This window comes from Gordonia hongkongensis, assembly GCF_023078355.1.
GTDB classification, from domain to species: Bacteria; Actinomycetota; Actinomycetes; order Mycobacteriales; family Mycobacteriaceae; genus Gordonia; species Gordonia hongkongensis.
This window is the reverse complement of record NZ_CP095552.1, coordinates 4,704,075-4,730,395: the sequence shown is the minus strand read 5'-3', so window position 1 is coordinate 4,730,395 and position 26,321 is coordinate 4,704,075. Positions and strand designations below refer to the sequence as shown.

Here is a 26,321-nt window from a genome sequence, read left to right as displayed (position 1 = left end):
AGTCTAACGGCCGGTCGGCCCGTCGGCCGGGTATTGAACTGTTGCCCGAGTGCTGACCCTCAATCGAGGCTTGTCAGTTCGGAGACCAGTTCGTGCACCGGGTCACCGGGACCGATGTCGTAGGTGCACTGGTCGTGCCTCGGGTCCGGGACGAATGCCCAGAAGAGTGCGGTTGCCGTCCCGGCCGCCCGCTGACCGGCGACCTTGGTCCGGAAGTCGTCGGCGCGCTCGGATGTCGAACCGCATGAGCCGGCATGCTGGCCGATCTCGTTCACCGCGAGGGGTTTTCCGACTACGCGTGCCTGGCGTAGACGTTCGGCCAGTCCGTTCCACTGATCCCCGGGGAGCGCGACACCGTCCGCACCGTAGTCGTGATAGTCCAGGACGTCCACGTACGGGGAGCCGGCGACGTACTGGTAGTCGGGCCCGGCGGTGCCGCACTGGCCACCGCCGGTGAAGCCGGACCAGATCACCGCCCCGCCGTGCAACCGGGTGACCATCGCACCTGCGCTGCCGAAGAACGACCGCAGTACGCGCGCGGCGTCGACCGGGCACGACCGCTGCTGCCATCCACACGACTGATCGCCACAGATGGACGTTTCGGGTTCACCCACCAATTCCCATCCCGCCAGGGCCGACCTGCTCTTCCAGCGTCCCACTGCCGTCCTGACCCACTGCTCGAACGTGAGTCCACCCGCGCCGGCGACGGTTCGCCAGCCGGATCGGTACCAGTCTCGTTCCTTGAAAACTCCGCTCTCGCATGCGCCATCGGCGGCCGCGAGGACAGGCAAGACGATCTGACCGTGCCGCGCGGCGGCGTCGAAAACGGCATCCATCGGCCCGAAATCCAATTGCTGGGTGTACTTGTTCACGGCCAGTTGAGCGAACAGATTGAAGCGAGTGAGCGAATGCGGAGGTAAGGCGGCGAAATAGTCGTCGAGATCAACCATCGCTCCGCATCCGGCATTCACCGACCAATCGGTGGCCAGCTGGTAGGCGTCGAATCCGGAAGGCCACCACTGGCGTCCATAGAGGGTCAGCCCAGCCGGAGTGGCATCGACCCGGTTGGGCGACGCATGTGCGGGCGGCGGCAGCAGCCAGCTCAGGAGCAGGCCGATGCTCAGCACCAGAATCGGAGTTCTCATCGCGGGCAGATGCATTGTGAGCGTCCTGGGATGACGAGGACCGACTGTGGCGTCGGCCCAACTCGTCTGATGATTGCACGCCGGCCGCGCGGTTTCGAACGTGTCTGGGAATGGGTACGGAGAAACGTTTCGTGTGCGCCGAGATCGAGTTAGAGCCACTGGGCTCATTCCTCATTTCCCGACCTGCGCGACACCTGTGACACCATCGAGCTCGTGATGGGCGTACTGATAGTTGCGGCAGTGCTGCTCATCATGAGCGCGGTGCTCGCATGGCAGGACCCACGTCGTCTGAGCCCCGGCATCCTGCTGACCGCGGGCTTGTCGGGCGTGATGCTCGCCGCGGTGATCGCGGTCGTGGACAGGGGCGTCGGCGACGACGGCTCGGTTCTCGCGCCGGCGGTGGTCATCGTGGCCCTCGGACTCGTTGCGCTGCTTGCCATCCTCATTCTCGGGGTGTCGTTGATCGCCAACGGCTTGACGCTTCTGCGCCGAGAGGGGCGCCGTCCATCGAACCTGCTGTCGGCGCTCCTGGGTGCACTCCTGTCCGGTTACGCGCTCGCTGTCCTGCTCGGGATCATGGTCGGATGGTTCGACGTGTCGACGAGCAACGCGCTGCTCAACTTCCTCATGGCGGTGGGGATGCCGGCCGGTTACCTGGGTTTCGTGTTCGCCTCGCTGCTTCTCTGGTCGTGGCTGTATGGCCGGTGGAGCAGGTGGCGGGCGCGACGGGCGAAGGTCGGCGCGATCATCGTCCTGGGTGCCGGTCTGCTCGACGGGTCCCGCGTCGGTCCGCTGCTGGCGTCACGACTCGACCGCGGTCGCGAGATCTATGATCTGGCCCGGCCTTCCGGCCTGGACCCGCTGATCATCTGCTCCGGAGGCAGAGGTGGCGACGAGCGGCTGTCGGAGGCCGCGGCGATGGCCGAGTACCTCGTCTCGAAGGGCGTCGATCGTGATGCCATCGCACTCGAGGACCGATCCACCGACACCGCGGAGAACCTCCGGTACTCGAGGCGTGTGCTCGACGAGCGTGGAGTGACCGAACCGGTCGCGGTGGTGACGAGCGGCTATCACGCCTTCCGCGGAGCGATGCTCATGCGGTCTGCCGGGATCGACGGATTCTCGACCGGCGCCCACACCGCGCGATACTTCGTCCCCAACGCCCAGGTCCGTGAGTTCTTGGCGGTTCTGCGTGACCACCGATGGATCAACGGAGTCGTCCTGGTCCTGCTCAGTGTGCCGCTGATCGCCGGCACCGCTGTCGCTCTCTTCGGCTAGTCGATCACCGGACCAGGGGCCTCGCGAGTCGCGGTGATGGTGGAGCCGATGACGGGAATCGAACCCGCGTATTCAGCTTGGGAAGCTGATGTTCTGCCATTGAACTACATCGGCGTGCGAGTGCCGGACTCGCGAACGACAGCCTAGCAAACCCGGAGCCGGGCCGGTCGTCGGCACGCGCAGATGTCGTGGATCGTGGCGTCAGGCGCAACGAACCGCGACATCTGGGCGAGGCCGGGTCTCGGCGGGCCGACGCGATTCAGTTGCGACGCAGACCAACTCGCCGGAAGGGGTTGCGCATCGGACGACCGGCCGGTAGTCTCGAACGTAGTTTCGAGTAAAGCCATGATGACGGGGGATGAAATCATGGCTTCTACCGGGCCATCTGCACCACCACTTCTTCTCGACCAGTACAAGCGCCTGCATGCACTTATGGACGAGATCGCCGAGACGCAGTCCACGGATTGCTCCGACACCGACCTACTACAGGTCGCGATCGAGCACGAGCGTGCCGAACGACGGATGCTGTCGCTGTTCACCGATCACATCGTCGACATCGACGAGCGGTCGGCGTACCGGAAGATGGGGTGCCAGACCGTCTCCAACTTCCTGTGCCACGCGCTGAACCGGCGCGGCGAGGCGACCCGCCTGATGAACCGGGTCTGGGCCTTGGGCAGGTTCCCGGACATGCAGGGGGTGCCGCTCGAACCGCGCTTCCCCGAGACCGCCAAAGGTGTTGCCGACGGCGAGATCTCGGGACGCCATGTCGACGTCGTCATCGAGGTGATGCGCAAGATTCCCGCCGACGTGGACCCCGCCGACCGGGAAGCCGCCGAGGCGACGCTCGCCCACTACGCACGCGAGTACGACCCGTCGTCACTCCGTGACCTCGGCGCCCGCATCCTGGCCCACCTCGACCCCGACGGAACCATCACCGACGATCGCGACCGCGCCCGCAACCGCGGACTCAAACTCGGGCCGCAAGACGCCCAACTGATGTCCCGGCTCACCGCAATGCTCGACCCCGTGACGCGCGCCATGTTCGACGTCGTCCTGTCGGTGTGGGCCGCTCCCGGGATGAACAATCCCGCCGATCCCGAGTCGCCCACCGGGAACCCCGCCGCCGCGGACCCCGACGCGCTGGCCGCCGCTGCCGGACGCGACGAGCGCACGGCCGAGAAGCGGAACCACGACGCGTTGCGCGCCATGCTGCGCTTCGTGCTCGACGCCGGCGCGCTCGGGGGTTCGCACCACGGGCTACCGCCACACCTCGTCGTCTCCATCACCGAATCGGCGCTGCGCGACGCGGCCGGCGACCCGGCACGGACCGCGACGGGAACCCTCCTACCCATCAAGGACGCCATCGACCTCGCCGCGGACGCGCAGCATCATCTCGCGGTGTTCCGGGACCACTCCAGTGAGGTCCTCTATCTCGGACGGTCCCGGCGATTGGCCTCGCGCGCACAACGAATCGCCGCGGTCGCCCGCGACGGCGGCTGCACCTTCCCGGGATGCACGCGGCCGTCGTTCGACTGCGAGATCCACCATGTCGTCGAGTGGGACGCCCACCACGGCTCCACCGACCTCGACACCCTCGCGACCGCCTGCCCACCACACAACCGGGTGGTCGGCACCGGCGTGGATCAGTGGGTCACCACCATCGCCACCGAAGGGGTCGACGCCGGCCGCGCCGTCTGGCACCCGCCCTGCTCGCACCCGTCGTCGACGCCGCGGATCAACCATGCCCATCGCACCGACGCGATCCTCGACCGGATGCGCGCTGATGTCCGGCGGCGGCGCAGTACAGCGGTGCCGGAGCGCGGAGGGTCGGCGCCGACCGACACCGGCGCAGATCCTCCCTGACCATTCGATAACCTCGACACCGTGCTGCTCTCCGACCGCGACATCCGCGCCGAGATCGCTGACGGGCGCCTCGCCATCGATCCGTTCGATCCCGCCCTCGTCCAGCCCTCCAGCGTCGACGTCCGGCTCGACGGCCTGTTCCGGGTGTTCAACAACACCCGCTACACCCACATCGACCCCGCGCAACGCCAAGACGAACTCACCTCGCTGGTCGAACCCGCCGACGGCGAGCCCTTCGTGCTGCACCCGGGCGAGTTCGTGCTGGGGTCCACCCTCGAGGTGTGCTCGCTGCCCGACGACCTCGCCGGCCGCCTCGAAGGCAAGTCGTCACTCGGTCGGCTCGGCCTGCTCACGCATTCGACGGCGGGCTTCATCGACCCCGGCTTCTCCGGTCACATCACCCTCGAGTTGTCGAACGTCGCGAATCTACCGATCACCCTCTGGCCCGGCATGAAGATCGGGCAGCTGTGCCTCATCCGCCTCAGCAGCCCGGCCGAGGAGCCGTACGGCAGCGCGTCGGTCGGATCGAAATACCAGGGACAACGTGGACCCACCCCGTCGAAGGCGTACCTGAACTTCCAGAAGCACGACTGAGGTTTCGACTCCGCTCAACCAGCGGGAGCACTCGGCTCAACCGGCGGGTGGACGGACCGGGTGGGCGCGGCTCCGGAAGTTCACCCAGCCGATGACAACCCGCCACGGCGAGGATGGTTACCGGTGGTTCCAGCTGGGTAACCGTTGCCCTCATGAAGCTCACGGTGATCGGATGCGGCTACCTCGGTGCCACTCACGCGGCCTGCATGGCCGAACTCGGGCACGACGTCGTCGGCATCGACGTCGATCCGTACAAGATCGAACGCCTGCAGGCCGGCGAGGTCCCGTTCTTCGAGCCGGGGCTCGCCGACATCCTGCGCCGCAACATCGACGCCGGACGACTCCGCTTCACGACCGACCACCTCGCGGCCGCCGACCACGCCTCGGTGCACTTCCTCGGCGTCGGGACCCCGCAGGAACCCCGTGGGCACCGGGCCGACCTCTCGCACGTGTACTCGGCGATCGACGCGCTCGTGCCGACGCTGCGGGGCGCCCACCTCATCATCGGCAAGTCGACCGTACCGGTCGGCACATGTGCTGAACTCGCACAACGGATCTCGGTGCTCTCCCATGCCGGGGCGGATGTCGAGCTGTCGTGGAGCCCTGAGTTCCTGCGCGAGGGGTTCGCCGTCGAGGACACGCTCCGGCCGGATCGGCTCGTCCTCGGTACCGGTTCGCTCGACCCGAGCGGCCTCAACACGGCCGCCGACGACCCCGACGCCGGGTCGTCGGCCGGGGAGGTCACCCGCGAGATCTACCGCGAGATCCTCGAGACCGGCGTGCCGCTGATCGAGACCGACTGGGCCACCGCGGAACTCGTGAAGGTCTCGGCGAACGCCTTTCTGGCCACCAAGATCTCGTTCATCAACGCGATCAGTGAACTGTGCGAGATCGCCGGCGCCGACATCAACACCCTCGCCGACGCGATCGGGCACGACCCGCGGATCGGACGCCGATTCCTCAACGCCGGTCTCGGCTTCGGCGGGGGCTGCCTGCCCAAGGACATCCGCGCCCTGACCGCGCGCGCCGACGACATGGGCGCCCCGCGGGCCGTCGGCTTCCTGCGGGAGGTCGACGCCATCAACATGCGTCGCCGGGGTGCGGCGGTGGAACTGGTCTTCGAGGCCCTCGGCGGCGAGGTCCTCGGGCGCAACGTCGCCGTCCTGGGCGCCGCCTTCAAACCGGAGAGCGACGACGTCCGTGACTCACCCGCGCTGACGGTGGCCAGCAGGCTGGCGCTCGAAGGGGCGTCCGTGACCGTCTTCGACCCGAAGGCCATGGACAACTCACGACGCGTCCACCCGAGCCTCGGCTACGCCACCTCGGCGCGCGACGCGTGCGACCGGGCCGACGTCGTCGTCATCGCCACCGAGTGGGCCGAGTTCGTGCACATGGCGCCCGAAGAACTCGAGGGCGTCGTCCGCGCCAAACGCATCGTCGACGGCCGGCGCTGCCTCGACCCGCAGATGTGGCGCGACGCGGGTTGGGACTACCGCGCCCTGGGCGGCCCCGCTCCCACCCGCCCTGCGCCGCGAAACCACCCGTCCGAGCAGGTGAACGGATATGCGCCGGGGGCCACCGTCCGCTGAGTCGTGCTAGGTTGAGCTCGCGACTGTCCAGGGGGCACCTACTCGCCGGTGGGGGACATGAGGCGAGGTGCACGTGAGGTGCAGGAATCAACCAGATGACCGACACGGTGGCCGATCCGGCCGTGACACCGACGTCTGCGCAGGCAGAGGTCACGGTCAGTGCTGCCGTCGTCGACGCCGTGCGCGCCGAACTCGCTGAGCGGGGGATCGCGCAGAATGCCGAGGTCGTGCTGTTCGATCTCGATCCGCGGGCGGGCGTCTCGGTGGGACGGTTGGACCCGGCTCGAGGGACCGTCGCGGACTCCTACTCCGATTCCGGTCTCACCCTCGCCGTCCTGGATGAGGTGATCGCCGACCATCTCGTTCGGGTCGGGCGGGTGGCGGCACCGACCTCGCGCGAATGGCACGAGGAGGTCCTCGACCTCGTCACCCGCGGCCGCGAGCGGCTCCGCGAGTCCGACGGCACCTTCCTGATGGGCCGCGACCACATCCGGCTGTTCCGCATGGCGCGCCGCGACGTCGCCGAAGCCGGAGCCCCGCTGACCGCACGCGCCGAGGACCTCGCTCGCGCGGCGGTGTCCGGAGCCTCCGCCCCCGCGGTCGTGGTCACCGATCGCGTGAGCGCATGGCCCGGCCTCCGGGACGCGATCGCGCGAGCCGTACCCGTGCCGGTCGTCGACGTCGATCCGTCGGGGAGCATCACTCGGCCCCCGGCGCACGGCGGACACGCGGCGGAACCTGAGTTACCGCACCCGATCGCGGTGTCCGGCGATGTGATCGAACCAGACGTGGAAGTGGCGACCCCGCCCGCCGAACAGGATGCGGTCCCGACCCGGTCGGATGACGGTTTCGCGGCCCCCGCCGAGATGGCCGAGATCGCTCCGCGTGGCGACGACCATACGCACGACACGCACGACACCCCCATCTTCGAGTCCGTCACTCAGTCGCCACCGGTGGTGGCCACGGCGTTCGGGGCGCTCGCTCCGTATGTTGCTGCCCCGGATGTCCCTCGCGCCCAGCCGCTTCGGGACGACCAGCAGTTCTCCGAGCTCTCTCCGGTCGGTCACGATCAGCGCACGCCGACGAATCCGGTTGCCGAGCCGCCGCCGTCGGCCGAGTCTGCGCCACGGTGGACGTCGGCGCACACGCCCACGCCGCCCGTCCGGTCCGGCGATGGGGAGGTGAACGTCGATCCGATGGCCGGGTATCCGGCGGACACAGGGTCGGCCATCGGGGCTCCACCGCACTTCGACGTGTCCGTAGTAGGGCCGCAGGCGGCCGGAGCGAGCCGACGGCGGTACGGAGGCAAGCGCGTTCTCGCCGCGGTGGCGCTGCTGTGCGCGGTGGCCGTCGTCGCGGTGGCCACGGCGTTGGCCGTCGGACACGATGAGGCGTCGCCGACCGTGGCCGCGCCGCTTCCCCAGCGCACCAGCGCCACCCCGGAACCCGAATTCGCTGATCCCGCAATCTATGCCGAGGCCCGGCAACCGGCGCGCCGATACACGACTCCTCCTCCGCCGGAGACGACGACGCCCTCCGCGGAGGAGCCCGCGCCCCGGCCTCGTCCCCGGCCACGGACTCCGCGTCCGCCAGGTGGTGTGACGATCCCGCTTCCCGGTCTGCCGCCGATCGTCCTGCCCTGACGCACGAACCCGATGACCGTCCCCGAGCCGGGTCTCAGTCGCCGGGCCGGGGCGCCAGTGCGCGCGCCACGAAGTCGAGGACGTTCTCGTAGTTCGCCGATGCATCGACGTCGGGGTGATAGGCATGGGCGAGTTCGAGACTCACGGCGCCGTGAACGGCGGACCAGGTCTGCATGGCTTGTTCGACGGGGTCGGCGGACAAGATGACCCCGGCCACCTGGCCGTACCGGATGGTGTCGACGAGGACCTCGAATGCGTTTGCGGCCACGTCGATCTCGGGCGTGCACTGCGCTGAGAACATCAGCCCGTAGAGCACCGGATTGGCGAGTGCGAACTTCCGGTACGCCACACCGGCGTTGCGCAGACGAGTCGCCGGATCGTCTTCCCTCGTCGCAATCGCCCGTCCGAACTCCGCGTACCCGTCGGTGACCAGGGCGTCCAGCAGGCCGTCCCGGCCGTCGAAGTGGTTGTAGACGCCCATCGGGGCGACCTTCGCCTCACCGGCCACGGCCCGAACCGTCAGACCGGCCGTGCCATCGCGCTCGAGGATCGTGCGACCTGCCCGGAGCAGCGCGGATCGGACGTCGGCGCCTGCTGTACGCGTGCGCGGCTTCGCGGGAGACATGTTGACAACCTACTGGAACGGTGTTCTTCTTGAATAGAACACTGTGCTACAACGCTGGAACGTTGTTCTAACGGATCGCAGAAATCGCTTGCGCCACCCGACCAGGAGAAGATCGATGCCAACCGAACGCACGCATGCTCGCTGGTGGGCGCTGGGCGCCCTCAGCTTCGCCGAACTACTCGTGATGATCGACAACACGATCGTCAACGTGGCCCTCCCGACGCTCGCCCGCGACCTCGGCGCCGGGATCTCGGGCCTGCAATGGATCGTCGACGCCTACACGCTCGTCTTCGCCGGCCTGCTGTTGACCGGCGGCTACCTCGGTGACCGGTTCGGGCACCGTCGCGTGCTCCTCACCGGCATCGGAGGTTTCATGCTGGTGTCGGTGCTGGCGGCGTCATCCCAGAACCTCGGGCAGCTCATCGCCGGTCGCGCGGGGCTCGGGGTCTTCGCGGCGCTGGTCTTCCCCGCCACGCTCGCGATCATCACGACCATCTTCGTCGATGCCCGGGAACGCGCGATGGCTGTCGGGATCTGGGCGGCGGTCTCCGGAGTGGCGGTGGCCATCGGACCGGTTCTCGGTGGCTGGCTCCTCGAACACTTCTCGTGGACATCGGTGTTCTGGGTCAACGTCCCGTTCGGTGTGGTGGCCCTCGCGATGATCCTGGCGGTCGTACCCGGCACGCGACCGGTGTCGGTGCCCCGGTTCGACGCGCTCGGGGTCGTGCTCTCGATCGCCGGCCTGGGCCTGCTGACCTTCACCCTGATCGAGGCGCCCCACGTCGGTTGGGCCACGGCGCGCACGGTGGTGGGTGTCGTTGTCGCAGTGGCCATCCTGGCGGTGTTCGTGGCCACACAGCTGCGGATCGCGCACCCCATCCTCGACGTCCGGCTCTTCGCCAACCGGCGCTTTGCGACCGCCGCCGGAATGATCAGCGTGGCGTTCTTCGCGCTCTTCGGCTTCATCTTCCTGATCACGCAGTTCTTCCAGGCGGTGAAGGGATACGGTCCGCTGGCGGCCGGTGTCCGTACCCTTCCGTTCGCGATCGTGATGGCGGCGCTGTCCCCGGTTGCGATGGCACTGTCGCACCGTTTCGGGCCCCGGGTGGTCTCGGTGACCGGTGCCTTCCTGATGTCCGGCGGGTTCGCGCTCGTCGAGCTCTCCGCGCGGGACTCCGGGTACTGGGAACTCATCATCTGGGCGATGTCGCTGATGGCGGCGGGTCTCGCCTTCATCTCCGGTCCGTGCACCCAGCTCATCATGGACGCGCTGCGTCCGGAACAGGCCGGTGCGGGCAGTGCGGTCAACGACACGACACGCGAGATCGGCGGGACGCTCGGTGTCGCGGTCCTCGGGTCGATCCTGACATCGGCGTATGTCGCCGGGGTCGGGGACCGGCTGTCGGGCAGCGGGTTGCCGGTCGAGGCGGTCGACGCGGCGAAGCAATCGGTGATGGCCGGGGTCGGGGTGGCCGGCCAGGCGCCGGGCGCGATCGGTGATGCGGTCCGGATCGCGGTGCAGGACGCCTTCATGGTCGGGTTGCACGACGCGGTCTGGGCCGCGGTCGCCGTCACGGCGGTCGCGGGCGTCGCGGCGGCATTCCTGTTGCGGGGCAGCGGAAACCCTTCGTGGCTCGTCGCTAGCGCTCCTCGCACCTCAGGGAGCGGAGGGGTTGTCGCCAGCGCTCCTCACACCTCAGCTCAGGGGGCGGAAGCCTCAGAGGTCGAGGGTGAGGTTCCCGCCGGGACTGCGTGAGACGCAGGTCAGCATGGTCCCGGCGGCGCGCTCGGGTTCGGTCAGGATGTTGTCGCGGTGGTCGACCTCCCCGGACAGCGTCCTGACCTTGCAGGTGCCGCAGAATCCCTGCCGGCACGAGTACGGCACCGACGGCACCACCCGGCGGATCGCGGCGAGCGCCGATTCGTCTGCGGCGACCGGGATCTCCTGACCGGTCGAGGCCAGGGTCACCGTGAACTCGGAGCCGTTCTCCACCGGCGGCGGGCTGAACCGCTCGTAGTGCAGCTCGATGTCGGCGCGTGTCGCGAGATGACGGCGAAGCCCCTCCAGCATGGGAACCGGGCCGCAGCAGTAGACGGCGAGGTCGGCGGGGGCGTCGACGGGACCGACGAGTTCGGCCATGCTCGGCAGTCCGTGGACGTCGTCGGTCCGGATGGTGACGCGGTCGCCGAACGCGGCCACCTCGTCGAGAAACGGGATCGACTCGGCGGTGCGGCCGGTGTAGATCATCGACCAGTCCAGCCCGAAGCGTTCGGCCGTGGCGAGCATCGGCAGGATCGGGGTGATGCCGATTCCGGCCGCGACGAAGCGGATTCGGCGCGCAGGTGATCCGTGGCCGGGGACCGCGAACGGAAAGGCGTTGCGGGGACCCTTGATCGAGAAGACGTCGCCGACACGCAACGAGTCGTGGACCTCGACCGAACCGCCACCGCCGTCGGGAATCCGGCGCACCGCGATCCGGTAGTGCTCCCGATCCGCGGTGTCGCCGCACAGTGAGTACTCCCGCATGCGTCCCGACGGCAACAACAGATCGATGTGCGCCCCGGCGTGCCAGTTCGGCAGCGCGCCACCGTCCGCGGCGGCGAGGGTGAGCGCGATGACGTTCTCGTCGCGCGCGACCACCTCGCGTCCGACGATCCGGACCCGGGTGGCCCCGTCGCGCACCGCACCTCGGCGCAGCGGTGACAGCGGCCGCCAGACCGGCCACCACGCCCGGAACATCATGGTGCCGACGGTGAGCAGCGGGTCATGCCGCCATCGGCCGTGCAGGTGGGGCGGTGGTTGCGTGAGCGTTGTCGAATGCGGATGCGCGCGTTGGTTCATGACCCTGCTCTCCCGTCCGCACTCACGCCGCGTTGCGCGCGGCCGGCGAGCTCGCGAGATAGGCGACCGCCTGTGCGGTGCTGCCGATGTCCTCCGGCCGGAACCCGGGCCGGAAGTAGCTGAAGGTGGCGAAGACGATCGTCCGCATCTTCGGGAGCACGCCGGCCCGCACCCCACGGTGGTAATGCCAGGTCTTCTGGAAGTAGTTGTACGACAACGACCTGTCCTGGCCCATGATGAATCGGTAACCCCGCTGGATGAGGATCAACAGGATCGGCAGCACCACGAACATCGCCCGGCCGCGACGCAGATATCCGTCGCCGAAGTACGCGGCGACATCGTGTGCGACGGCCCGGTGCTCCACCTCCTCGGCGCCGTGCCACATGAACAGGTCGGTCATCGTGGGGTGCGCCCCGACCCGGGTCCAGGTGTTGTTCAGCGCGAAGTCGCCGAGGATGGCGGTGTAGTGCTCCAAAGCCGCGATGAGCCAGAGGCGTTCGACGAGATGCTTGTCGCGGGCCTCCTGGGTGCCACCCTCCAGCGGGCCGAGCACCTTGCGGAAGATCCACTCCATCTGTAGCTGGTAGGGCCGCGGGTCGATGCCGTGGTGATCGAGGAACTCCCACAGGACGTGATCGTGGGCCTCGGCGTGCATCGCCTCCTGGCCGATGAATCCTCGCATGCGAGAGGCGAGTTCCTCGTCGTCGACCAGCGGAAGGGCCTCGTTGTAGGTCTGCACGAACCACCGCTCGCCCTCCGGGAGCAGGAGATTGAGCACGCTGATGAAGTTCGACGCGACCGGGTGGCCGGGTATCCAGTGGAGCGGGACATCGTCCCAGTCGAACGCCACGTTGCGGGCGTGCAGCTCGACGGGCCCCGGATCGGCCGACGATGCGTCCCCCGGTGCACGATTGTCGTTGTGCGTCATGGCGTTCACCCCGTGATGTTCTGACGGGCGCCGATGCGCGACAGCCACGGCGCGAAGCGGTAGATCCGGTATCCCACCTTCGCCTCCACGGTCACCGGCACCACCGCCTTGTTGTGCTCGATGGCAGCGACGATCTCACCGGCGACCCGGTCCGGAGTGAATCCCCGGCGCTGGTAGAACCGGTCGAGCCGATCGCGGCGGGCCTGTTCGGCCTCGGCGTCGAGGCCGGCTATCGGCGTCGAGGAGACGATGTTGGTGTCGACGAGTCCGGGACAGATCGCGCTGACGCCGATGCGGTGTTCGGCGAGCTCGGCGCGGAGCGACTCGGAGAAGAGGAGGACGCCCGCCTTCGACGCCGAGTACAGGCCGAGGCTGCGTGACGGCGTGAACGCCGCGGCCGACGCGATGTTGACGATGTGCCCGCCGACCCCGCGCTCGACCATCTGCCGGCCGAACTCCCGGCTGCCGGTGACGACGCCGCGCAGGTTGACGTCGAGGAGCCGGTCGACCTGCTCGTCGGTGGCCGCCAACACCCCACCGGCCAAACCGATTCCCGCATTGTTGACCACGATGTCGGGGATGCCGTGGGCCTCGCGGACCTCCCGGGCAAACGCCGCGAAACCGCGGGTGTCCGAGACGTCCAGTCGGTATGCAGTCGCTTGTGCGCCGAATCGCTTTGTCTCTCTGGCGGTTTCTTCCGCGGCCTCGAGGTCGAGATCGGCGAGGATCAACTCACAACTGCGCTCGGCGAGCGCATAGGCGGTCTCGCGTCCGATGCCGCTACCGGCGCCGGTGATCACGGCGAGCCGGCCGGTTAGTCTGTTGGGTGGTCCGACGACGCGAGTGCGGGCGAGTTTCGAGGGGTGCTCGAGTGTCGCGTTTGCCGACTGCTCGGCGACGAATTCGCGGGCCAGTGCGGCGACGTAGTCCGGTCGCGTGAGCGGTAGCCAGTGTCCGGTCGGAGTTCGTCTCCGCCACAGGCGTTTTGCATAGAGGTGCGTGTCGTCGAAGATCGCGGGCCGTAGGGCGATGTCGCGTTCGTTGATCACCTCGAGCACGGGAACCGATGTCGGCCGGGGGTTCGGGTTGCCGAGCTTGGGGCGGATGTTGGCGCGGTACAGACGAAGTCCCGAGATCATGTCCGTGCGGAGGTTCGGCTGGAAGGTTGCGTTCTCGCGAGGGGTGCCCTCGACTCGGTACAGGAACTCGCGCCACAGACGTTCCGAGCCGGCGATCCGGAAGAAGAGCTTCGGTAGGACCGGCAGCTGGAAGAACGCGGTGTACGCCGACGAGCCACCTTGGGCGAGACTCAGGGCCAGTCGGCGAGGCGTCGGTCGGGAGAGATTGTCACGCGCCCAGGCACCGAGCTGATCGAGGTTGGGTCCGGAAATCGACACGAACGAGGCGATGCGCGCGGTGGCATCCGGACGCGCGACGGCTTCCCACCCGGTCACCGACCCCCAGTCGTGCGCGACGACGTGCACCGGTCGGCCCGGGCTGATCGCGTCGACGACCGCGAACAGGTCGTCAGCCAGCTCGCTGAGTCGGTAGGCATCGTCTCCGTCGGGGTGGTCACTGTCGCCGAAGCCGCGGCAGTCGTAGGCCACAACGTGGTGGTCCTGCGCGAGTTGAGGTGCGACGTGGGTCCACAGGTGGTGGCTGTCGGGCCAGCCGTGCACCAGCAGCACCGTGGGTTTCGACGAATCGCCCAGCTCGTAGGTGGCCAATCGGATCCCGTTGCTGGTGACGGTTCCCCGCCGCCAGTCCGGTTGCTGAACTGCCTTCTCGGACATGTGTGTCACCTCGTTGTGTGTGCCGCGCCGATGGAGGTACACGTTACCAACGGTTACACAAATGTCCAGACCCTGGAAAAGCAGTGAGGGCCCGGTCCGAAGACCGGGCCCTCATCAGGGAGTTTGCGCAGAATTCTCCGAGATCACTGCCGGTACGAGGACAAGAAGTTTCCGATACGCTCGACAGCCTCTTTCAGATCGCGCGACCACGGCAGCGTGACGATGCGGAAGTGGTTGTGGTCGTCGAGGTTGAACCCGGTGCCCTGCACCACCAGGATCTTCTCCTGCAGCAGCAGGTCCTGGACGAACAGTTCGTCGTTGTGGATCTCGTAGATCTCGGGATCGAGGCGGGGGAAGGCGTACAGCGCGCCCTTGGGCTTGACGCAGCTGACCCCGGGGATCTCGTTCAGCTTCTCCCAGGTCACGTTCCGCTGTTCGTACAACCGGCCGCCAGGGGAGACGAGGGCCTCGATGGACTGGTAACCGCCGAGGGCCACCTGGATCGCGTGCTGGCCCGGCACGTTGGCGCACAGGCGCGTCGACGCCAGAATGCCCATGCCCTCGATGAACCCGCGCGCGTGGTCCTTCGGTCCGGTCATCACGACCCACCCGGCGCGGTAACCGCAGACGCGGTACGCCTTCGACAGACCGTTGAAGGTGAGGCACAACAGATCCGGCGCCAGCGACGCCACGTTCACATGCTCGGCGTCGTCGTAGATGATCTTGTCGTAGATCTCGTCGGCGAGGATCAACAGCGAATGCTCACGGGCGAGTTCGACGAGCTGCTCGAGGACCTCCCGTGAGTAGACCGCGCCGGTCGGATTGTTCGGGTTGATGATGACGATCGCCTTGGTGCGGTCGGTGATCTTCGCGGCGATGTCGGCGACGTCGGGGTTCCACCCGTTCTCCTCGTCGCAGCGGTAGTGCACGGGCTGCCCGCCGGACAGCGAGGTCATCGCGGTCCACAGCGGGTAGTCGGGCGCCGGGATCAAGACCTCGTCGCCGTCGTTCAGCAGCGCCTGCATCGTCATCGTGATGAGCTCGGAGACGCCGTTGCCCAGGATGACGTCGTCGACGTCGAAGTACGGGAAGTCGGGGATGAGCTCGTAGCGGGTCACCACGGCACGACGCGCGGACAGGACACCGGCCGACTCGGAGTAGCCCTGCGCGTAGGGGAGGGCGTGGATCATGTCGCGCATGATCACGTCGGGGGCCTCGAAACCGAACAGCGCCGGGTTGCCGATGTTCAGCTTGAGGATTCGATGGCCCTCCGCCTCGAGCCGCTGCGCGTGCGCGTGTACGGGACCGCGGATCTCGTAGCACACGTTCTGCAGCTTGAGCGACTGCTCGAGCGGCTTGAGGTTCTGGTTGAGGTGCGAAACATGGGGCCTACTCACGGGTACATTGTCGCAGCCGGTGGCAAATGCGTTTCTGCCAGTGCGGGTGAGGCCAGCTGAAAAGACAGATGTCGCCTTTCGTTGCGGTATTCGCAACGAAAGGCGACATCTGTATGCCCTATTGAGCGACTACTTGTGGCCGGGCCGCTTCTTGCCGGCCGCGATGCCGAAGCCCTTGGCCTTCGACGCGCCGGTCTCGGCGACCGTGCGAGCAGCGGACGAACCGTTGCTCGACGCCGCAGGCGCCGCCTCTGTATCGGCGTCGTCTGCGTCGCTCGCGGTCTCGACCTCGGCCGTCCCCGCGTCGTCGGCCTCTGTTACCGAAGCCTCGGTGGCCGGGGCCTCGTCGCCGGGCGCTTCGGTCGCTGCGGCCTCGGCTGGTGCCTCCTCGGCCTGCGGGGCATCGGGTTCTGGCGTCGGTTCCGGCTCAGGGGCCGCTTCCGGAGCCGGAGCAGCTGCCGGTGCGGCCTTGCTCGCGCCGCCCGGTCGCTTCTTGCCCGCGGCCATGCCGAAGCCCTTGGCCTTGGCCGGCTTCTCCTCGGTCAGCACGGCGGCCGAGCCGCCCTGCGGTGCCTCGGCGGCTGGAGTCTCAGCAGCCGGAGCCTCGGCAGCGGGTGCCTCGGCGGTCTCGGCAGGTGCGACGTCCGTCTCGGGAGCGGGGGCGTCCGCAGCCTCGGCAGGCGCCGCGGCCGGCTTGGCCGCGGCCTTGCCGATACCGCCGGGCCGCTTCTTGCCCGCGGACATCCCGAAGCCCTTGGCCTTGCCGGGCTTCTCCTCCGTTGCGGTAGCAACAGGTGATTCCGTCGCCGATCCCGCGGTAGCCGACTCCGCTGTCGTCGTTCCCGCTGTCGCCGAAGCCGATTCCGTGTCCACGGTCGGGGCGGCGTCCGGGGCCGACTCGCTTTCGTCGACCTTGCTCTCGGCGGGCGCGGTCACCCCGGCGGCGGGGGCCGCCGCGTTGGTGGTCTTCTGACCCGGGCGCTTGGCCTTGCCCATGCCGAAGCCCTTGGATGCGGGCTTCTTCTCGGCCTGCGGCGTCTCGGTGGTGGCCTCGGCGACCTCCTCCTTGACCGCCTCGGACGACTCGGTCTCGGCCGGCACCGGCTCGGCGGTACCACCGGCGGGCTTGCTCGCGGCACCGGGACGCTTGGCGCCGCCCTTCATGCCGAAGCCCTTGGCTGCCGGCTTCTTCTCGGCGGGTGCCTCGGCTGCGGTGTCGGCGGCTGCCGGCTCCGGGGCGGCCGACGCCGCTGCGGCACCGGGCTTCTTGCCGCCCTTCATGCCGAAGCCCTTCGATGCCGGCTTCTTCTCGGCGGGTGCCTTCTCGGCGGGTGCTTCCGGTGCCGCGGTCTTGGCCGCCGCGCCCGGCTTCTTGCCGCCCTTCATGCCCAGGCCAACCTTCGGCTTCGGCGCGGCCTCGGTGGTCGCGGCCGACGCAGTCGCCGCCGCGGGCACCTTCTCGGGCTCGGGTTCCGGCTCCGGCTCGGCGAGGGTGGGACGCGGTCCGAGGAACCGGCCGCCGAGCTTGACCTCTGTCCGGTCGCGCTTCACCGACTCGAGCAGCAACTGCGCGACGTCGACGACCTCGACCTTGCCCTCGGACTCGGTACCGCTCGTCCGGGCGGTCACACCGTCGGTGAGCATGACGCGGCAGAACGGACAGCCGGTCGCGACCTTCTTGACCTGATCGCCGGTGGTATCGCCGAGAGTATCGAGCGCCTCGTCGACCCGGTCGATGTTGATCCGCTTGCCGATCTGCTCTTCCATCCACATGCGGGCGCCGCCGGCACCACAGCACATGGACCGTTCGCCGTGGCGCGGCATCTCGGTCAGCGTCGAACCGGCCGCACCCATCAACTCACGCGGGGCGTCGTAGACCTTGTTGTGGCGGCCCAGGTAGCACGGGTCGTGGTAGGTGACACCCTCGCCGAGCGGTGCGACCGGAACGAGTCGCTTCTCGCGCACGAGACGGTTCAGCAGCTGCGTGTGGTGGACGACCTCGTACTTCGCGCCCAGCTGCGGGTACTCGTTGCCCAGTGCGTTGAAGCAGTGCGCACAGGTGACGACGACCTTCTTGCGCTGCTCGGGCGCGGTCGCGAAGACCTCGCCGAGCATCTCGATGTTCTGCTGCGCGAGCATCTGGAAGAGGAACTCGTTGCCGGCACGTCGTGCGGAGTCACCGGTACAGGTCTCGCCCTCGCCGAGGACCATGAAGTTCACCGCGGCCATGTCGAGGAGCTCGGCGACGGCTTTGGTGGTCTTCTTCGCGCGGTCTTCGTAGGCACCGGCACAGCCGACCCAGAACAGGTACTCGAAGCCCTCGAACGACTCGACGTCCTTGCCGAAGACCGGGATCTCGATGTCCATCTCGTCGATCCAGGCGGTGCGCGCGGAGGCGTTCTGGCCCCACGGGTTGCCCTTGTTCTCGAGGTTCTTGAACATGCCGGCCAGCTCGGTCGGGAAGTCCGACTCGATCAGGACCTGGTAGCGGCGCATGTCGAGGATGTGGTCGACGTGCTCGATGTCGACCGGGCACTGCTCGACGCAGGCACCGCAGGTGGTGCAGCTCCACAGGGTCTCGGTGTCGATGACGGCACCGAGCGCCTCGGGATCGAACTCACCCTCCACGGCTTCGACGACCTGACCGCCGCCGAGATCGCCCTTCGATTCACCGACGAGCTTGCGGGCCGCCTCGGCGCGCGCCGACTCGGGGATCGCGTTGAGTTTGTCCTCGAGGACGTTTCCGTCGGCGTCGACGAGGCCTACCTCGTCGCCGCCCATGTCCTTGCGGCCACCGGCGAGCAGGTACGGGGCCTTGGCATTGCCGTGGTCGCGCAGCGACATGATCAGCAGCTTCGGGCTCAGCGGCTTGCCGGTGTTCCACGCCGGACACTGCGACTGGCAGCGACCACACTCGGTACACGTGGTGAAGTCGAGCCAGCCCTTCCACGAGAAGTCCTCGATCTTGCCGGCGCCGAACGCGTCGACATCGGGATCGGCGGTCTCCATGTCGAGGACCTTGCCCTGGCTCATCATCGGCTTCGCGGCACCGAGGGCGACGCCGCCGTCCTGCTCGCGCTTGAAGTAGATGTTGAAGAAGGCCGAGAAACGGTGCCAGGCAACGCCCCAGCTGATGTTCATGCCGACCATCGCCAGCCAGACCATGCCGCTCATCAGCTTGATCACGGCGAAGATCGACACCAGCGTCGGCGAGGCCGGGAGGATCTTCGCGACCTGCATGGTGAAGAAGTCGGAGTAGGCGTTGGCGTGGCCGTAGGTCGCGATCTTCGACGCCTTGACCAGGATCATGCCCAGGCCCTCGAGCAGCACGATGACCTCGACGAAGTAGGCCGGTCCGAAGCGCGAACCGCCGAATCGCGACAACCGCTCGGGGACGCGCGGGTGGTTGAGCTGGCGGATCACGATCAGCACGATGATGCCGACGACGGTGGCGATGCCGAGGAGTTCGTCCCAGAGGTGCCACGCGAAGGTGTCACCGAAGACGGGCCAGTGGAACTCCGGGTTGATGGACTGTCCGTAGGCCTCGAACCACAGCAGGAATCCGCCGAGGAAGCCGACCATCACGAGCCAGTGCGCCCAGCCGACGGTGCGGAACTTCACCATGCGCGTGTGGACGATGAATTCCTTCATCATCGTCAGGAAGCGCGGGAGGATGGGCCAGAAGCGGGAGCTGTCGACCTTGTGCCCGAGCTTGATGGTGCGGAAGATCCGCACCACGCCACCGAGGAACAGGTACCAGCAGAGGAGGCTGATCACCGCGGCTGTCGTGCCGATGGCAATCGTCGTGGTAGTCACGGGCGCGTACCGGCCTTTCGTCTAGGTCGTCCGCCCCCGGTCGCGGAACGCGAGGCTGGGTACCACGGGGCGGTGTACTACAGGTAACCGTAATTCGTTGCGCCACCGGCGCGCTGCCAAGGCTGGCCTAATTACGCTGGTCTACCTCATATCAGATGATACTCGCGAGTAACTTACTGTCGAGTCAGGGTGTCCGAGGCCACGTCCGGGCCGCGGGCGCCCGGAGACGTCACCGGGTTCGCGCGACCTTCTCGAGTTCTTCCAGCGCCGTGTCGAGGTGCGTGAGCAGGCGTTGCAGGCTCGGGAGCTGGGCCCGGGCGCCGATCAGCCCGAAGTTGATGTGCTCGGCAGTGCTGGTCACGGTGATGTTGAGCGCGAGGCCCTGCGTCGGGATGGAGACCGGGTACACGCCGTCGAGGCGGGCGCCGTTCCAGTACAGGTGCTTCGACGGCCCGGGGACGTTGCTGATGATGATGTTGAACTGCGGGGGAACGTACTGGACGAAGCCGGGCACGGTCGCGAAGGCGAGCGGCGCGAAATTCGCCGCGCCCAGCGCGAGGGCCTGCAGCGGACGAAGGCCCCGGACCACCGACTTGCTATGGCGCGCCGACTCGACGAGTTTGTCCAGGCGGCGTTCGGGATCCGGCTCATCGGTCGCGAGACTCACCAGGATGGCGGTCACCGCGTTGCCGTCGTCATCGCCGTCGGTGTGCATCGACACCGGCACCGCCGCGATGAGCGGGGCGTCGGGCAGGGCGTCTTGGTCGATGAGGTACGACCGCAGGGCTCCTGAACACATCGCGACGATCACGTCGTTGAGGGTGATGTTCCGGGCATCGGCCACTGCCCGAAGACGGTCGATCTCCCACTGCTGCGAGGCGAATCGGCGGGCGCTCCCGATCGCGACGTCGAGAATCGTGCGCGGGGCCCGTCCCAGTGGGGCGACGAACTCCGGGTCGCGGAGGCCGGCCACCGCGACCTTCGCGGCCGCGGGCCCGAGGCCGGCGACCTGGCCGGCCACGTTCGCCAGGCTGGACACCCGGCTGCGCAGACTCGGCGAGGGGCGCGGGGGTCGACGCTCGACCAGCGCCGGGTCCCACGGTGCGGTACCCGACCGGTCGTCGGGGTCGTCGGACAAGGTCCGCTGGAGTAGGCGCAACGCGGAGACGCCGTCGACGACGGAGTGGTGGATCTTGCTGTAGAGCGCGACCCGGCCGTCGTCGAGACCCTCGATGACGTGGATCTCCCACATCGGTCGGAACCGGTCCATCAGGGCCCCATGGTTGAGGGAGACGTATCGCAGCAGCTCGCGGACGCGGCCGGGGCGGGGGAGCACGGTCCGCCGGACGTGGTAGTCGAAGTCGATCTCGTCGTCGAAGGACCACGCCACGTTGCCCAGCAGGGTCACCGGGACCGCCGGCCGTTTGCGGAAGGTCGGATGGACTTCGGTGCAGCCGCAGAACGCCTCGATGATCTCTTCGGCGAGTTCGCTCGACGACTGGCCCTCGCGCGGTACGAACAGTTGGAGTCCGCCCACGTGCATGGGCTGCTCCCGCGTCTCGGCGAGGAGGAACATCGACGAGGTGACCGGCATGTACGGCATCGCACCATCACTTTCACACCACGAAATGGATGCGCGCACAGGCTGAGCGCGACCGAGGTCTCCTCAGTATCACGGGGCGACTGCCGGGTCGGGGCTCGAATGGGCATGTTGGGAGTCGGTCCCCCTACGTTGTAGGGGTGAGGTCAGGTGCTCGTCTCGTCGTACCGGTGCTGCTGGTGCTGGTCGAACTGTGGATCACCCTGGCCGTCACGTGGATGTACTTCTCGTCGGTCGGCAGGATCGACGACGCGACGGCGCCCGCCCGCCGGCCCGCGCTGCTGGTGTTGGGTTCCCTCGTCTACGAGGACGGCTCACCCGGCGACTACGTGCGAGGCCGGCTCGACACGGCGCTGGAGCTGTACCGGTCCGGGGAGTGGACCGGATCATCAACTCGGGCAACGGTTCCGAGGAGGCGGGAAACGAACCCGCGGTGATGCGAAGCTATCTCGAGGAACGTGGTGTCCACCCGCGCGCGATCGTCGACGACCCGGCCGGCCTCGACACCGCGGCGAGCTGCCGACGCGCCCGCGAGGTGTTCGGCGTCGACGAGGTGGTCATCGTGACGCAGGGTTTCCACCTGCGCCGCGCCATCGCGTTGTGCCGCGACCAGGGCGTCGACGCGCGCGGTGTCGCGGCCCGATGTGACTGTCCCGTCTGGACTCTCGCCCGGAATCACATCCGCGAGACGGTGTTCGCCGGGCCGCGGGCGGTGCTGACGGCGGTCGGGTGACCCTTCGTGGCTCGTCGCTATCGCTCCTCGCACCTCAGGGAGCAGAAGGGTCGGCTCACCACCAGCCCAGCGACCCCCGTTCCGCTCCCTGAGGAGCGAGCTTGCGAGCGTCACGAAGGGTCACCACCAGCCCAGCGACCGCTGGAGATCGGCTTCGACGGCGGGGATGAGGCTGCGGACGAAGGTCGCCGAGAGGTGGTGGAAGTCGTGCCACACCAGGATGTTCCCGACGACCGCGGGGCAGTACTCGTCGTCGCACATGGCGTCGGTGTAGTCGAGGAAGCTCATGTTGGGGAACTCGCCGGCGAGTGCGGCGGCGGGATCGGCCGGCGCCATCGCCTGTGCTCGGGGCACGCCGCACACCTCGGGTTTGCGACCGCTGGCGAGACACTCCGGCGGCTTGAGTTGTCCGGTCGCCCAGGGGTTGTCGCGGACCGCGACGACCCGCTGCCCGCGGTCGCGGAACTCGGCGAAGATCTCTTCGTAGTCCTTCGGGACGTAGTCGCCGTCGCCCGACTCGACGGGCCGGGTGCTGTTGGTGAACACGACATCCGGCTTGTCGACGGCGAGCCGCTCCATGACGCGACGCGACCAGTCGTTGCACTGGTAGTACTTCTGGCCGAACCACGTGAACACGTGCTCGGTCGTGAGGGCGCACCCGACCTTGAGGTAGGTGGTCACGCGGAAGTCGTGGCGCTTGCCGATGGCGTCGAGCGCGGTGATCCACTGTTCCGCATGCGAACCGCCGACCAGCGCGATGGTTCGGGTGGCGTTCACGTCCCCGTAGTACCCGACCTTGATGGACGGGTCCTTCCAGCCGCTGATGATCGAGTCGTAGGAGGTGATCGGCCAGTCCATGTCGACGACGTCGGGACTCGGTTGTGCGGTCACGTTCGGTACCGGAGCGCCGTCGAGGAAGGCCCGCGCCCCCGGGTACAGCCGTGGGTCGAGGTTCTGGGTGTCGAGGGTGGCGTTGGCGGCGTCGCGCTGCCAGGTCACCGCGGCGGCGCCGGCTGCGACGCTGATGACGACCAGTACCGCGACGAGGGCGCGCCGGTAGCCTCTGGTCTTCTCGAACGGCGGCCGCGCGACCACGCCATCGGCATCGGGCGGCACCGGGGACTGCTTCCGCTTCGCCGACCCGGCACGCAGCGGCGCCTCGACGTACTTCGTGGTCAGCCAGGCGAGCAGCACGGACACGGCCAGGATGGCGGTGCCCTCGAACCACGAGACATCGTCCTGATAGCGCCACGCCAGGTAGAAGATGAGCAGCGGCCAGTGCCACAGATACAGCGCGTAGGCGATCGAGCCCAGCCACACCAGCCGGGGATGGGCGAGACCGCGGCTCACCCCGGATCGGATCGAGGTCTGGCCGGACGCCGTCTTCTGATCGACGGGGGCCTGATCGATGGGGGCGGTCTGGGACGAGCCGACCCAGATGAGGATCAGCGTCGCTCCCACGGGGACGAGCGCCCACGCCGCGGGGTATTCCTGGACGCCGGCGATCCACCAGCCACACGTCACGATGAGGCCCAGGGCCACGAGTCCCAGTAGGTCACGCACCCGCTGCGACAGCGCGATCCGCGGCATCCACACCGCGAGGAGTCCGCCCACGAGCGGTTCCCACAGACGGGCCACGGTGTCGTAGTAGGTGAAGGGCTGGTTGATCCCGTGGCGGTAGTTGGCCCACGCGAAGGAGCCCAGTGCGACGACGCCGAGCGCGATCCCGACGACTCCACGGACCACCTTGGGGTCGGCGAAGAATGCGGATCGCCGGCCGAGGGCACGCAGCACCGCGCCCAGTGCCAGCGCGCAGACGAGGGTGAGGACGAAGAACTGGCCCTGCATCGACATCGACCAGAGATGCTGCATCGGGCTGTTCGCGGAGTCGGCGGCCGCGTAGTCCTGCGACTCGAACGCGAGGTGCCAGTTCTGGTAGTACAGCGCACTGGCCTGCAGTTCGGCCCCGAGCGGTCCCCAACGCGTCGTCGGCATGATCAGCGCGATCAGTCCGGCGGTGACCGCGAGCACCAGCAGCAGAGCGGGCAGCAACCGGCGCAGGAGCCGGGAGAACCGCGGCCACGGATTGATCGCCGCGCCCCAGGAACTCGTCGCGGGCTGGGTCGCCAGGACGTGCTTGAGCAGAGAAGCGACGAAAAAGTAGCCGGACAGGGTCAGGAAGACGTCGACGCCCCCGGACACCCGGCCGAACCAGACGTGGAAGATCGCGACCAGCGCGATCGCGATGCCGCGCAGCCCGTCGAGGTCCAACCGGTACCCGGACGTGTTGCCGGTCGCGGCGTCCTCGTTCGGGGTTGCAACGGGTGTCGCATCGGTCAGGGGCGTACGCACAGAGGGCGATGGTACTTGCCCGCACCTGAGGGAAGCCTGGCACGAGCGGGGTGTCGTCGGACCTCACAGCAGACTCATGGGTTCACCTGCTGCGTCGGAGTCCGCGACTGTGGCGGCGAGGCGTCGTAACATCCCCACATGCTGCTTCTGTCGATGGGCGTCTCGGTGGACGGCTTCATCTCCGACCGCGACGGCAACTTCAACTGGTCGGTCCCCTCTGACGATCTGTTCGCGTTCCACACCGAACGGGTCGGCGAGCTCGGCGCGTTCGTGTGCGGCCGCCGGCTCTACGAGACGATGCTGGTCTGGGAGACCGACCCGCGGATGCGTGAGAACGACGCGGATGCCGCGTTCGCCGACCTCTGGTCGGCGCTGCCCAAGGTGGTCTTCAGCCGCACCCTCACGTCGGTTGAGGGCAACGCGCGGTTGGCGCAGGGATCGCTGGCCGACGAGCTCACCGGTCGGTGGCGGTACCCCGTTGCTGCCGCCGGTCGCCGACACGATCCGGCTGTCGCTCGCCGAGACCCGGACCTACGGAGGACAGGTGATCTACGAGCGGTACCGCCGGGTTCGCGACGACGCCTAGCGCGTTCCCCACCCGAGCGGCACCGACGCGCCGATTCGTTCTCGGTGCGTCTAACCCTTCAGCCGCACCGATCGCCCCGGCACCCTGTCGAGCAGTCATTTCCACGCCGACAACCAGGGGAGATCCATTCATGACAGCACGACGATCGGTCGCGATCATCGGGGCCGGGCTGGCCGGGACCAGCGCCGCCCTCGGCTTCCTCGACGCCGGGTTCGACGTCACGCTCTACAGCGACCGGGACCGCGAGTCGTTGCGCGACAAGGTGCCGCCGACCGGTGTCGGTGTCCTGTTCGGCAAGTCCCGCGAGTGGGATGCCGAGATCATCGAGGACCTGTACGAGGTCAGCAACACCACCGGCATCAGCGCCCGGTTGTACTCCGGCAGCGGTGACGAGCGCGCCGCGGTCCTCGAGTTCAACCCGGACTACGGCTACGTCGCCCAGGCCGTCGACCTCCGCCTCCGCGCCGACGACCGGCTCGCCCGGTTCTTGGACCGCGGCGGCCGATTCGAGGTCGGACAGGTCGGCCTCGACCGTCTCGACGCGATCGCCGCCGACGCCGACATCACCCTCGTCGCCACCGGCAAGGGCGGACTGTCGACGCTGTTCCCGGTCGACGAGTCGCGCACGCATTACCGGGAACCGCAGCGTCGTCTGCTGCAGGTCACCCTGACCGGTGTCGACCACGGCCCCGAGTCCTTCGCCTACCGCAGCAGCGCGGGCGGCGACCACTCGCTGTTCAACCTGGATGCGCAGAACGGTGAGATCTTCGTCGGACCGTTCCTGCACAAGGACGCCGGCCCGACGTGGTCGTTCATCGTCTTCGCCAAGCCCGACGGGGCGTGGGCCGCCCGGATCGACGACGTCCACGACGCGGTCTCGGCCCGGCAGACCATCTCCGGCATCTTCGCCGAATACTTCCCGGAGGATGCGCCGGTCATCGACCGGTTGCAGGTCATCGAGTCCGATCCGGTGTCGTGGCTCAAGGGTGCGGTCACCCCGACCGTGCGGCAGGCCGTCGCCACCACCGCGGGCGGACATCCGGTCGCGGCGATCGGTGACACCGCGATCGCCGTCGACCCGGTGGCGGGGCAGGGTGCGCAGAACTCGCTGATCCAGGTCGCCGAACTACTGAAGGCCGCTCGCGGCCACGAGGGCGAGTTCACCGCCGAATGGCTGTCGGCGGAATTCGAGAAGCATTGGGAGCGACGCGGACGGGCTGCCGTCGAGGTCACCCGCCTCTACCTGGGCGACCCCGACTACGCGACCCACCTGGAGTTGTCGTTTCCGGCTGCCGCCGTCAGTCCCGCCATCGCGTCGGCCCTGTTCGGTCTCCTCTCCGAACCGAATCCACTGCTCGGTCTGCGGACCCGCGAGGACGTGGAGGGCTTCATCGCCGCGGTGGCCGGAGAGCCGCACGACGAGGTCCTCGCCCGCTTCGCGCCCGCCGGACAGTTCAGCAGCGCCGCCCCGGAGGCCGTGAGCGCCTGACTCTCGCCCCCTCCGGCGTCGTGTGATACGAACAACATCGTCGTTCGA

At 68.3% G+C, this 26,321-nt stretch carries 16 protein-coding genes, 1 tRNA gene and 2 pseudogenes; 9 read left to right on the top strand and 10 right to left on the bottom strand.

From position 1 onward, the window contains the following. Nucleotides 1-59: 59 nt before the first annotated feature. The gene (locus MVF96_RS21360; RefSeq protein ID WP_247450368.1) at nucleotides 60-1,145 is read right to left on the bottom strand and encodes a beta-mannosidase; all 1,086 of its coding nucleotides are present in this window, start codon (nucleotides 1,143-1,145) and stop codon (nucleotides 60-62) included. Nucleotides 1,146-1,361: 216 nt separating this feature from the next. On the opposite strand from MVF96_RS21360, the gene MVF96_RS21355 reads away from it, so the two are divergent. Continuing rightward, nucleotides 1,362-2,423: a YdcF family protein gene (locus MVF96_RS21355; RefSeq protein WP_247450366.1), complete on the top strand. Its 1,062-nt coding sequence runs from the start codon at nucleotides 1,362-1,364 to the stop codon at nucleotides 2,421-2,423. 40 nt (nucleotides 2,424-2,463) lie between these two features. On the opposite strand, the gene MVF96_RS21350 is transcribed toward MVF96_RS21355, so the two are convergent. Next, nucleotides 2,464-2,537: transfer RNA gene (locus MVF96_RS21350), tRNA-Gly, on the bottom strand. A gap of 252 nt (nucleotides 2,538-2,789) precedes the next feature. Here MVF96_RS21350 and MVF96_RS21345 point away from each other — a divergent pair. From MVF96_RS21345 to MVF96_RS21330, 4 genes are all read left to right on the top strand, one after another. Further along, nucleotides 2,790-4,286: an HNH endonuclease signature motif containing protein gene (locus MVF96_RS21345; RefSeq protein ID WP_247450364.1), complete on the top strand. Its 1,497-nt coding sequence runs from the start codon at nucleotides 2,790-2,792 to the stop codon at nucleotides 4,284-4,286. A 21-nt stretch (nucleotides 4,287-4,307) separates the two neighbouring features. Then, nucleotides 4,308-4,880, top strand: a complete 573-nt coding sequence (gene dcd, locus MVF96_RS21340) for a dCTP deaminase (protein ID WP_058249633.1) — start codon at nucleotides 4,308-4,310, stop codon at nucleotides 4,878-4,880. 152 nt (nucleotides 4,881-5,032) lie between these two features. Further along, nucleotides 5,033-6,469: a UDP-glucose dehydrogenase family protein gene (locus MVF96_RS21335; RefSeq protein WP_065631630.1), complete on the top strand. Its 1,437-nt coding sequence runs from the start codon at nucleotides 5,033-5,035 to the stop codon at nucleotides 6,467-6,469. Between the two features lie 95 nt (nucleotides 6,470-6,564). Next, nucleotides 6,565-8,112 (top strand): hypothetical protein, encoded by a 1,548-nt coding sequence (locus MVF96_RS21330; protein ID WP_247450362.1) that lies wholly within the window; start codon nucleotides 6,565-6,567, stop codon nucleotides 8,110-8,112. A gap of 34 nt (nucleotides 8,113-8,146) precedes the next feature. On the opposite strand, the gene MVF96_RS21325 is transcribed toward MVF96_RS21330, so the two are convergent. After that, nucleotides 8,147-8,737, bottom strand: a complete 591-nt coding sequence (locus tag MVF96_RS21325; RefSeq protein ID WP_137809689.1) for a TetR/AcrR family transcriptional regulator — start codon at nucleotides 8,735-8,737, stop codon at nucleotides 8,147-8,149. 115 nt (nucleotides 8,738-8,852) lie between these two features. Between MVF96_RS21325 and MVF96_RS21320 the strand changes: the two genes are divergently transcribed. Then, nucleotides 8,853-10,493, top strand: coding sequence for an MFS transporter (locus tag MVF96_RS21320; protein ID WP_247450360.1), 1,641 nt, complete (start codon nucleotides 8,853-8,855; stop codon nucleotides 10,491-10,493). Here MVF96_RS21320 and MVF96_RS21315 read toward each other — a convergent pair. The 6 genes from MVF96_RS21315 to MVF96_RS21290 all read right to left on the bottom strand — a co-directional run bounded on the left by MVF96_RS21315 (nucleotide 10,455) and on the right by MVF96_RS21290 (nucleotide 21,116). Further along, nucleotides 10,455-11,579: a PDR/VanB family oxidoreductase gene (locus MVF96_RS21315; protein WP_247450357.1), complete on the bottom strand. Its 1,125-nt coding sequence runs from the start codon at nucleotides 11,577-11,579 to the stop codon at nucleotides 10,455-10,457. The two genes, MVF96_RS21320 and MVF96_RS21315, sit on opposite strands and share 39 nt — an antisense overlap. Before the next feature lie 22 nt (nucleotides 11,580-11,601). Next, nucleotides 11,602-12,507 (bottom strand): metal-dependent hydrolase, encoded by a 906-nt coding sequence (locus tag MVF96_RS21310; RefSeq protein ID WP_247450354.1) that lies wholly within the window; start codon nucleotides 12,505-12,507, stop codon nucleotides 11,602-11,604. 5 nt (nucleotides 12,508-12,512) lie between these two features. After that, nucleotides 12,513-14,300, bottom strand: a complete 1,788-nt coding sequence (locus MVF96_RS21305; RefSeq protein WP_247450352.1) for an SDR family oxidoreductase — start codon at nucleotides 14,298-14,300, stop codon at nucleotides 12,513-12,515. 143 nt (nucleotides 14,301-14,443) lie between these two features. After that, nucleotides 14,444-15,697, bottom strand: a complete 1,254-nt coding sequence (locus MVF96_RS21300) for a pyridoxal phosphate-dependent aminotransferase (protein ID WP_058249640.1) — start codon at nucleotides 15,695-15,697, stop codon at nucleotides 14,444-14,446. Nucleotides 15,698-15,826: 129 nt separating this feature from the next. Next, a complete protein-coding gene (locus MVF96_RS21295; RefSeq protein WP_247450350.1) occupies nucleotides 15,827-19,513 on the bottom strand; it encodes a (Fe-S)-binding protein in 3,687 nt (1,228 codons plus the stop codon). 229 nt (nucleotides 19,514-19,742) lie between these two features. Further along, a complete protein-coding gene (locus tag MVF96_RS21290) occupies nucleotides 19,743-21,116 on the bottom strand; it encodes a WS/DGAT/MGAT family O-acyltransferase (RefSeq protein WP_159371547.1) in 1,374 nt (457 codons plus the stop codon). Nucleotides 21,117-21,331: 215 nt separating this feature from the next. Between MVF96_RS21290 and MVF96_RS21285 the strand changes: the two are divergent. Continuing rightward, nucleotides 21,332-21,846: pseudogene (locus tag MVF96_RS21285) on the top strand (SanA/YdcF family protein). A gap of 120 nt (nucleotides 21,847-21,966) precedes the next feature. On the opposite strand, the gene MVF96_RS21280 reads toward MVF96_RS21285, so the two are convergent. Further along, the gene (locus tag MVF96_RS21280; RefSeq protein WP_165629513.1) at nucleotides 21,967-24,198 is read right to left on the bottom strand and encodes an acyltransferase family protein; all 2,232 of its coding nucleotides are present in this window, start codon (nucleotides 24,196-24,198) and stop codon (nucleotides 21,967-21,969) included. Nucleotides 24,199-24,336: 138 nt separating this feature from the next. Here MVF96_RS21280 and MVF96_RS21275 point away from each other — a divergent pair. Continuing rightward, a pseudogene (locus MVF96_RS21275) lies at nucleotides 24,337-24,784 on the top strand (dihydrofolate reductase family protein). A 130-nt stretch (nucleotides 24,785-24,914) separates the two neighbouring features. Next, a complete protein-coding gene (locus tag MVF96_RS21270) occupies nucleotides 24,915-26,273 on the top strand; it encodes a styrene monooxygenase/indole monooxygenase family protein (RefSeq protein WP_247450348.1) in 1,359 nt (452 codons plus the stop codon). The last annotated feature ends 48 nt before the right edge of the window (nucleotides 26,274-26,321 follow it).

Excerpts from the sequence above, each read along its gene's own strand:
- MVF96_RS21360 (WP_247450368.1), bottom strand. The coding sequence starts at position 1,145 with ATGAGAACTCCGATTCTGGTGCTGAGCATCGGCCTGCTCCTGAGCTGG.
- MVF96_RS21355 (WP_247450366.1), top strand. The coding sequence starts at position 1,362 with ATGGGCGTACTGATAGTTGCGGCAGTGCTGCTCATCATGAGCGCGGTG.
- MVF96_RS21345 (WP_247450364.1), top strand. The coding sequence starts at position 2,790 with ATGGCTTCTACCGGGCCATCTGCACCACCACTTCTTCTCGACCAGTAC.
- MVF96_RS21335 (WP_065631630.1), top strand. The coding sequence starts at position 5,033 with ATGAAGCTCACGGTGATCGGATGCGGCTACCTCGGTGCCACTCACGCG.
- MVF96_RS21330 (WP_247450362.1), top strand. The coding sequence starts at position 6,565 with ATGACCGACACGGTGGCCGATCCGGCCGTGACACCGACGTCTGCGCAG.
- MVF96_RS21325 (WP_137809689.1), bottom strand. The coding sequence starts at position 8,737 with ATGTCTCCCGCGAAGCCGCGCACGCGTACAGCAGGCGCCGACGTCCGA.
- MVF96_RS21320 (WP_247450360.1), top strand. The coding sequence starts at position 8,853 with ATGCCAACCGAACGCACGCATGCTCGCTGGTGGGCGCTGGGCGCCCTC.
- MVF96_RS21315 (WP_247450357.1), bottom strand. The coding sequence starts at position 11,579 with ATGAACCAACGCGCGCATCCGCATTCGACAACGCTCACGCAACCACCG.
- MVF96_RS21310 (WP_247450354.1), bottom strand. The coding sequence starts at position 12,507 with ATGACGCACAACGACAATCGTGCACCGGGGGACGCATCGTCGGCCGAT.
- MVF96_RS21305 (WP_247450352.1), bottom strand. The coding sequence starts at position 14,300 with ATGTCCGAGAAGGCAGTTCAGCAACCGGACTGGCGGCGGGGAACCGTC.
- MVF96_RS21290 (WP_159371547.1), bottom strand. The coding sequence starts at position 21,116 with ATGCCGTACATGCCGGTCACCTCGTCGATGTTCCTCCTCGCCGAGACG.
- MVF96_RS21270 (WP_247450348.1), top strand. The coding sequence starts at position 24,915 with ATGACAGCACGACGATCGGTCGCGATCATCGGGGCCGGGCTGGCCGGG.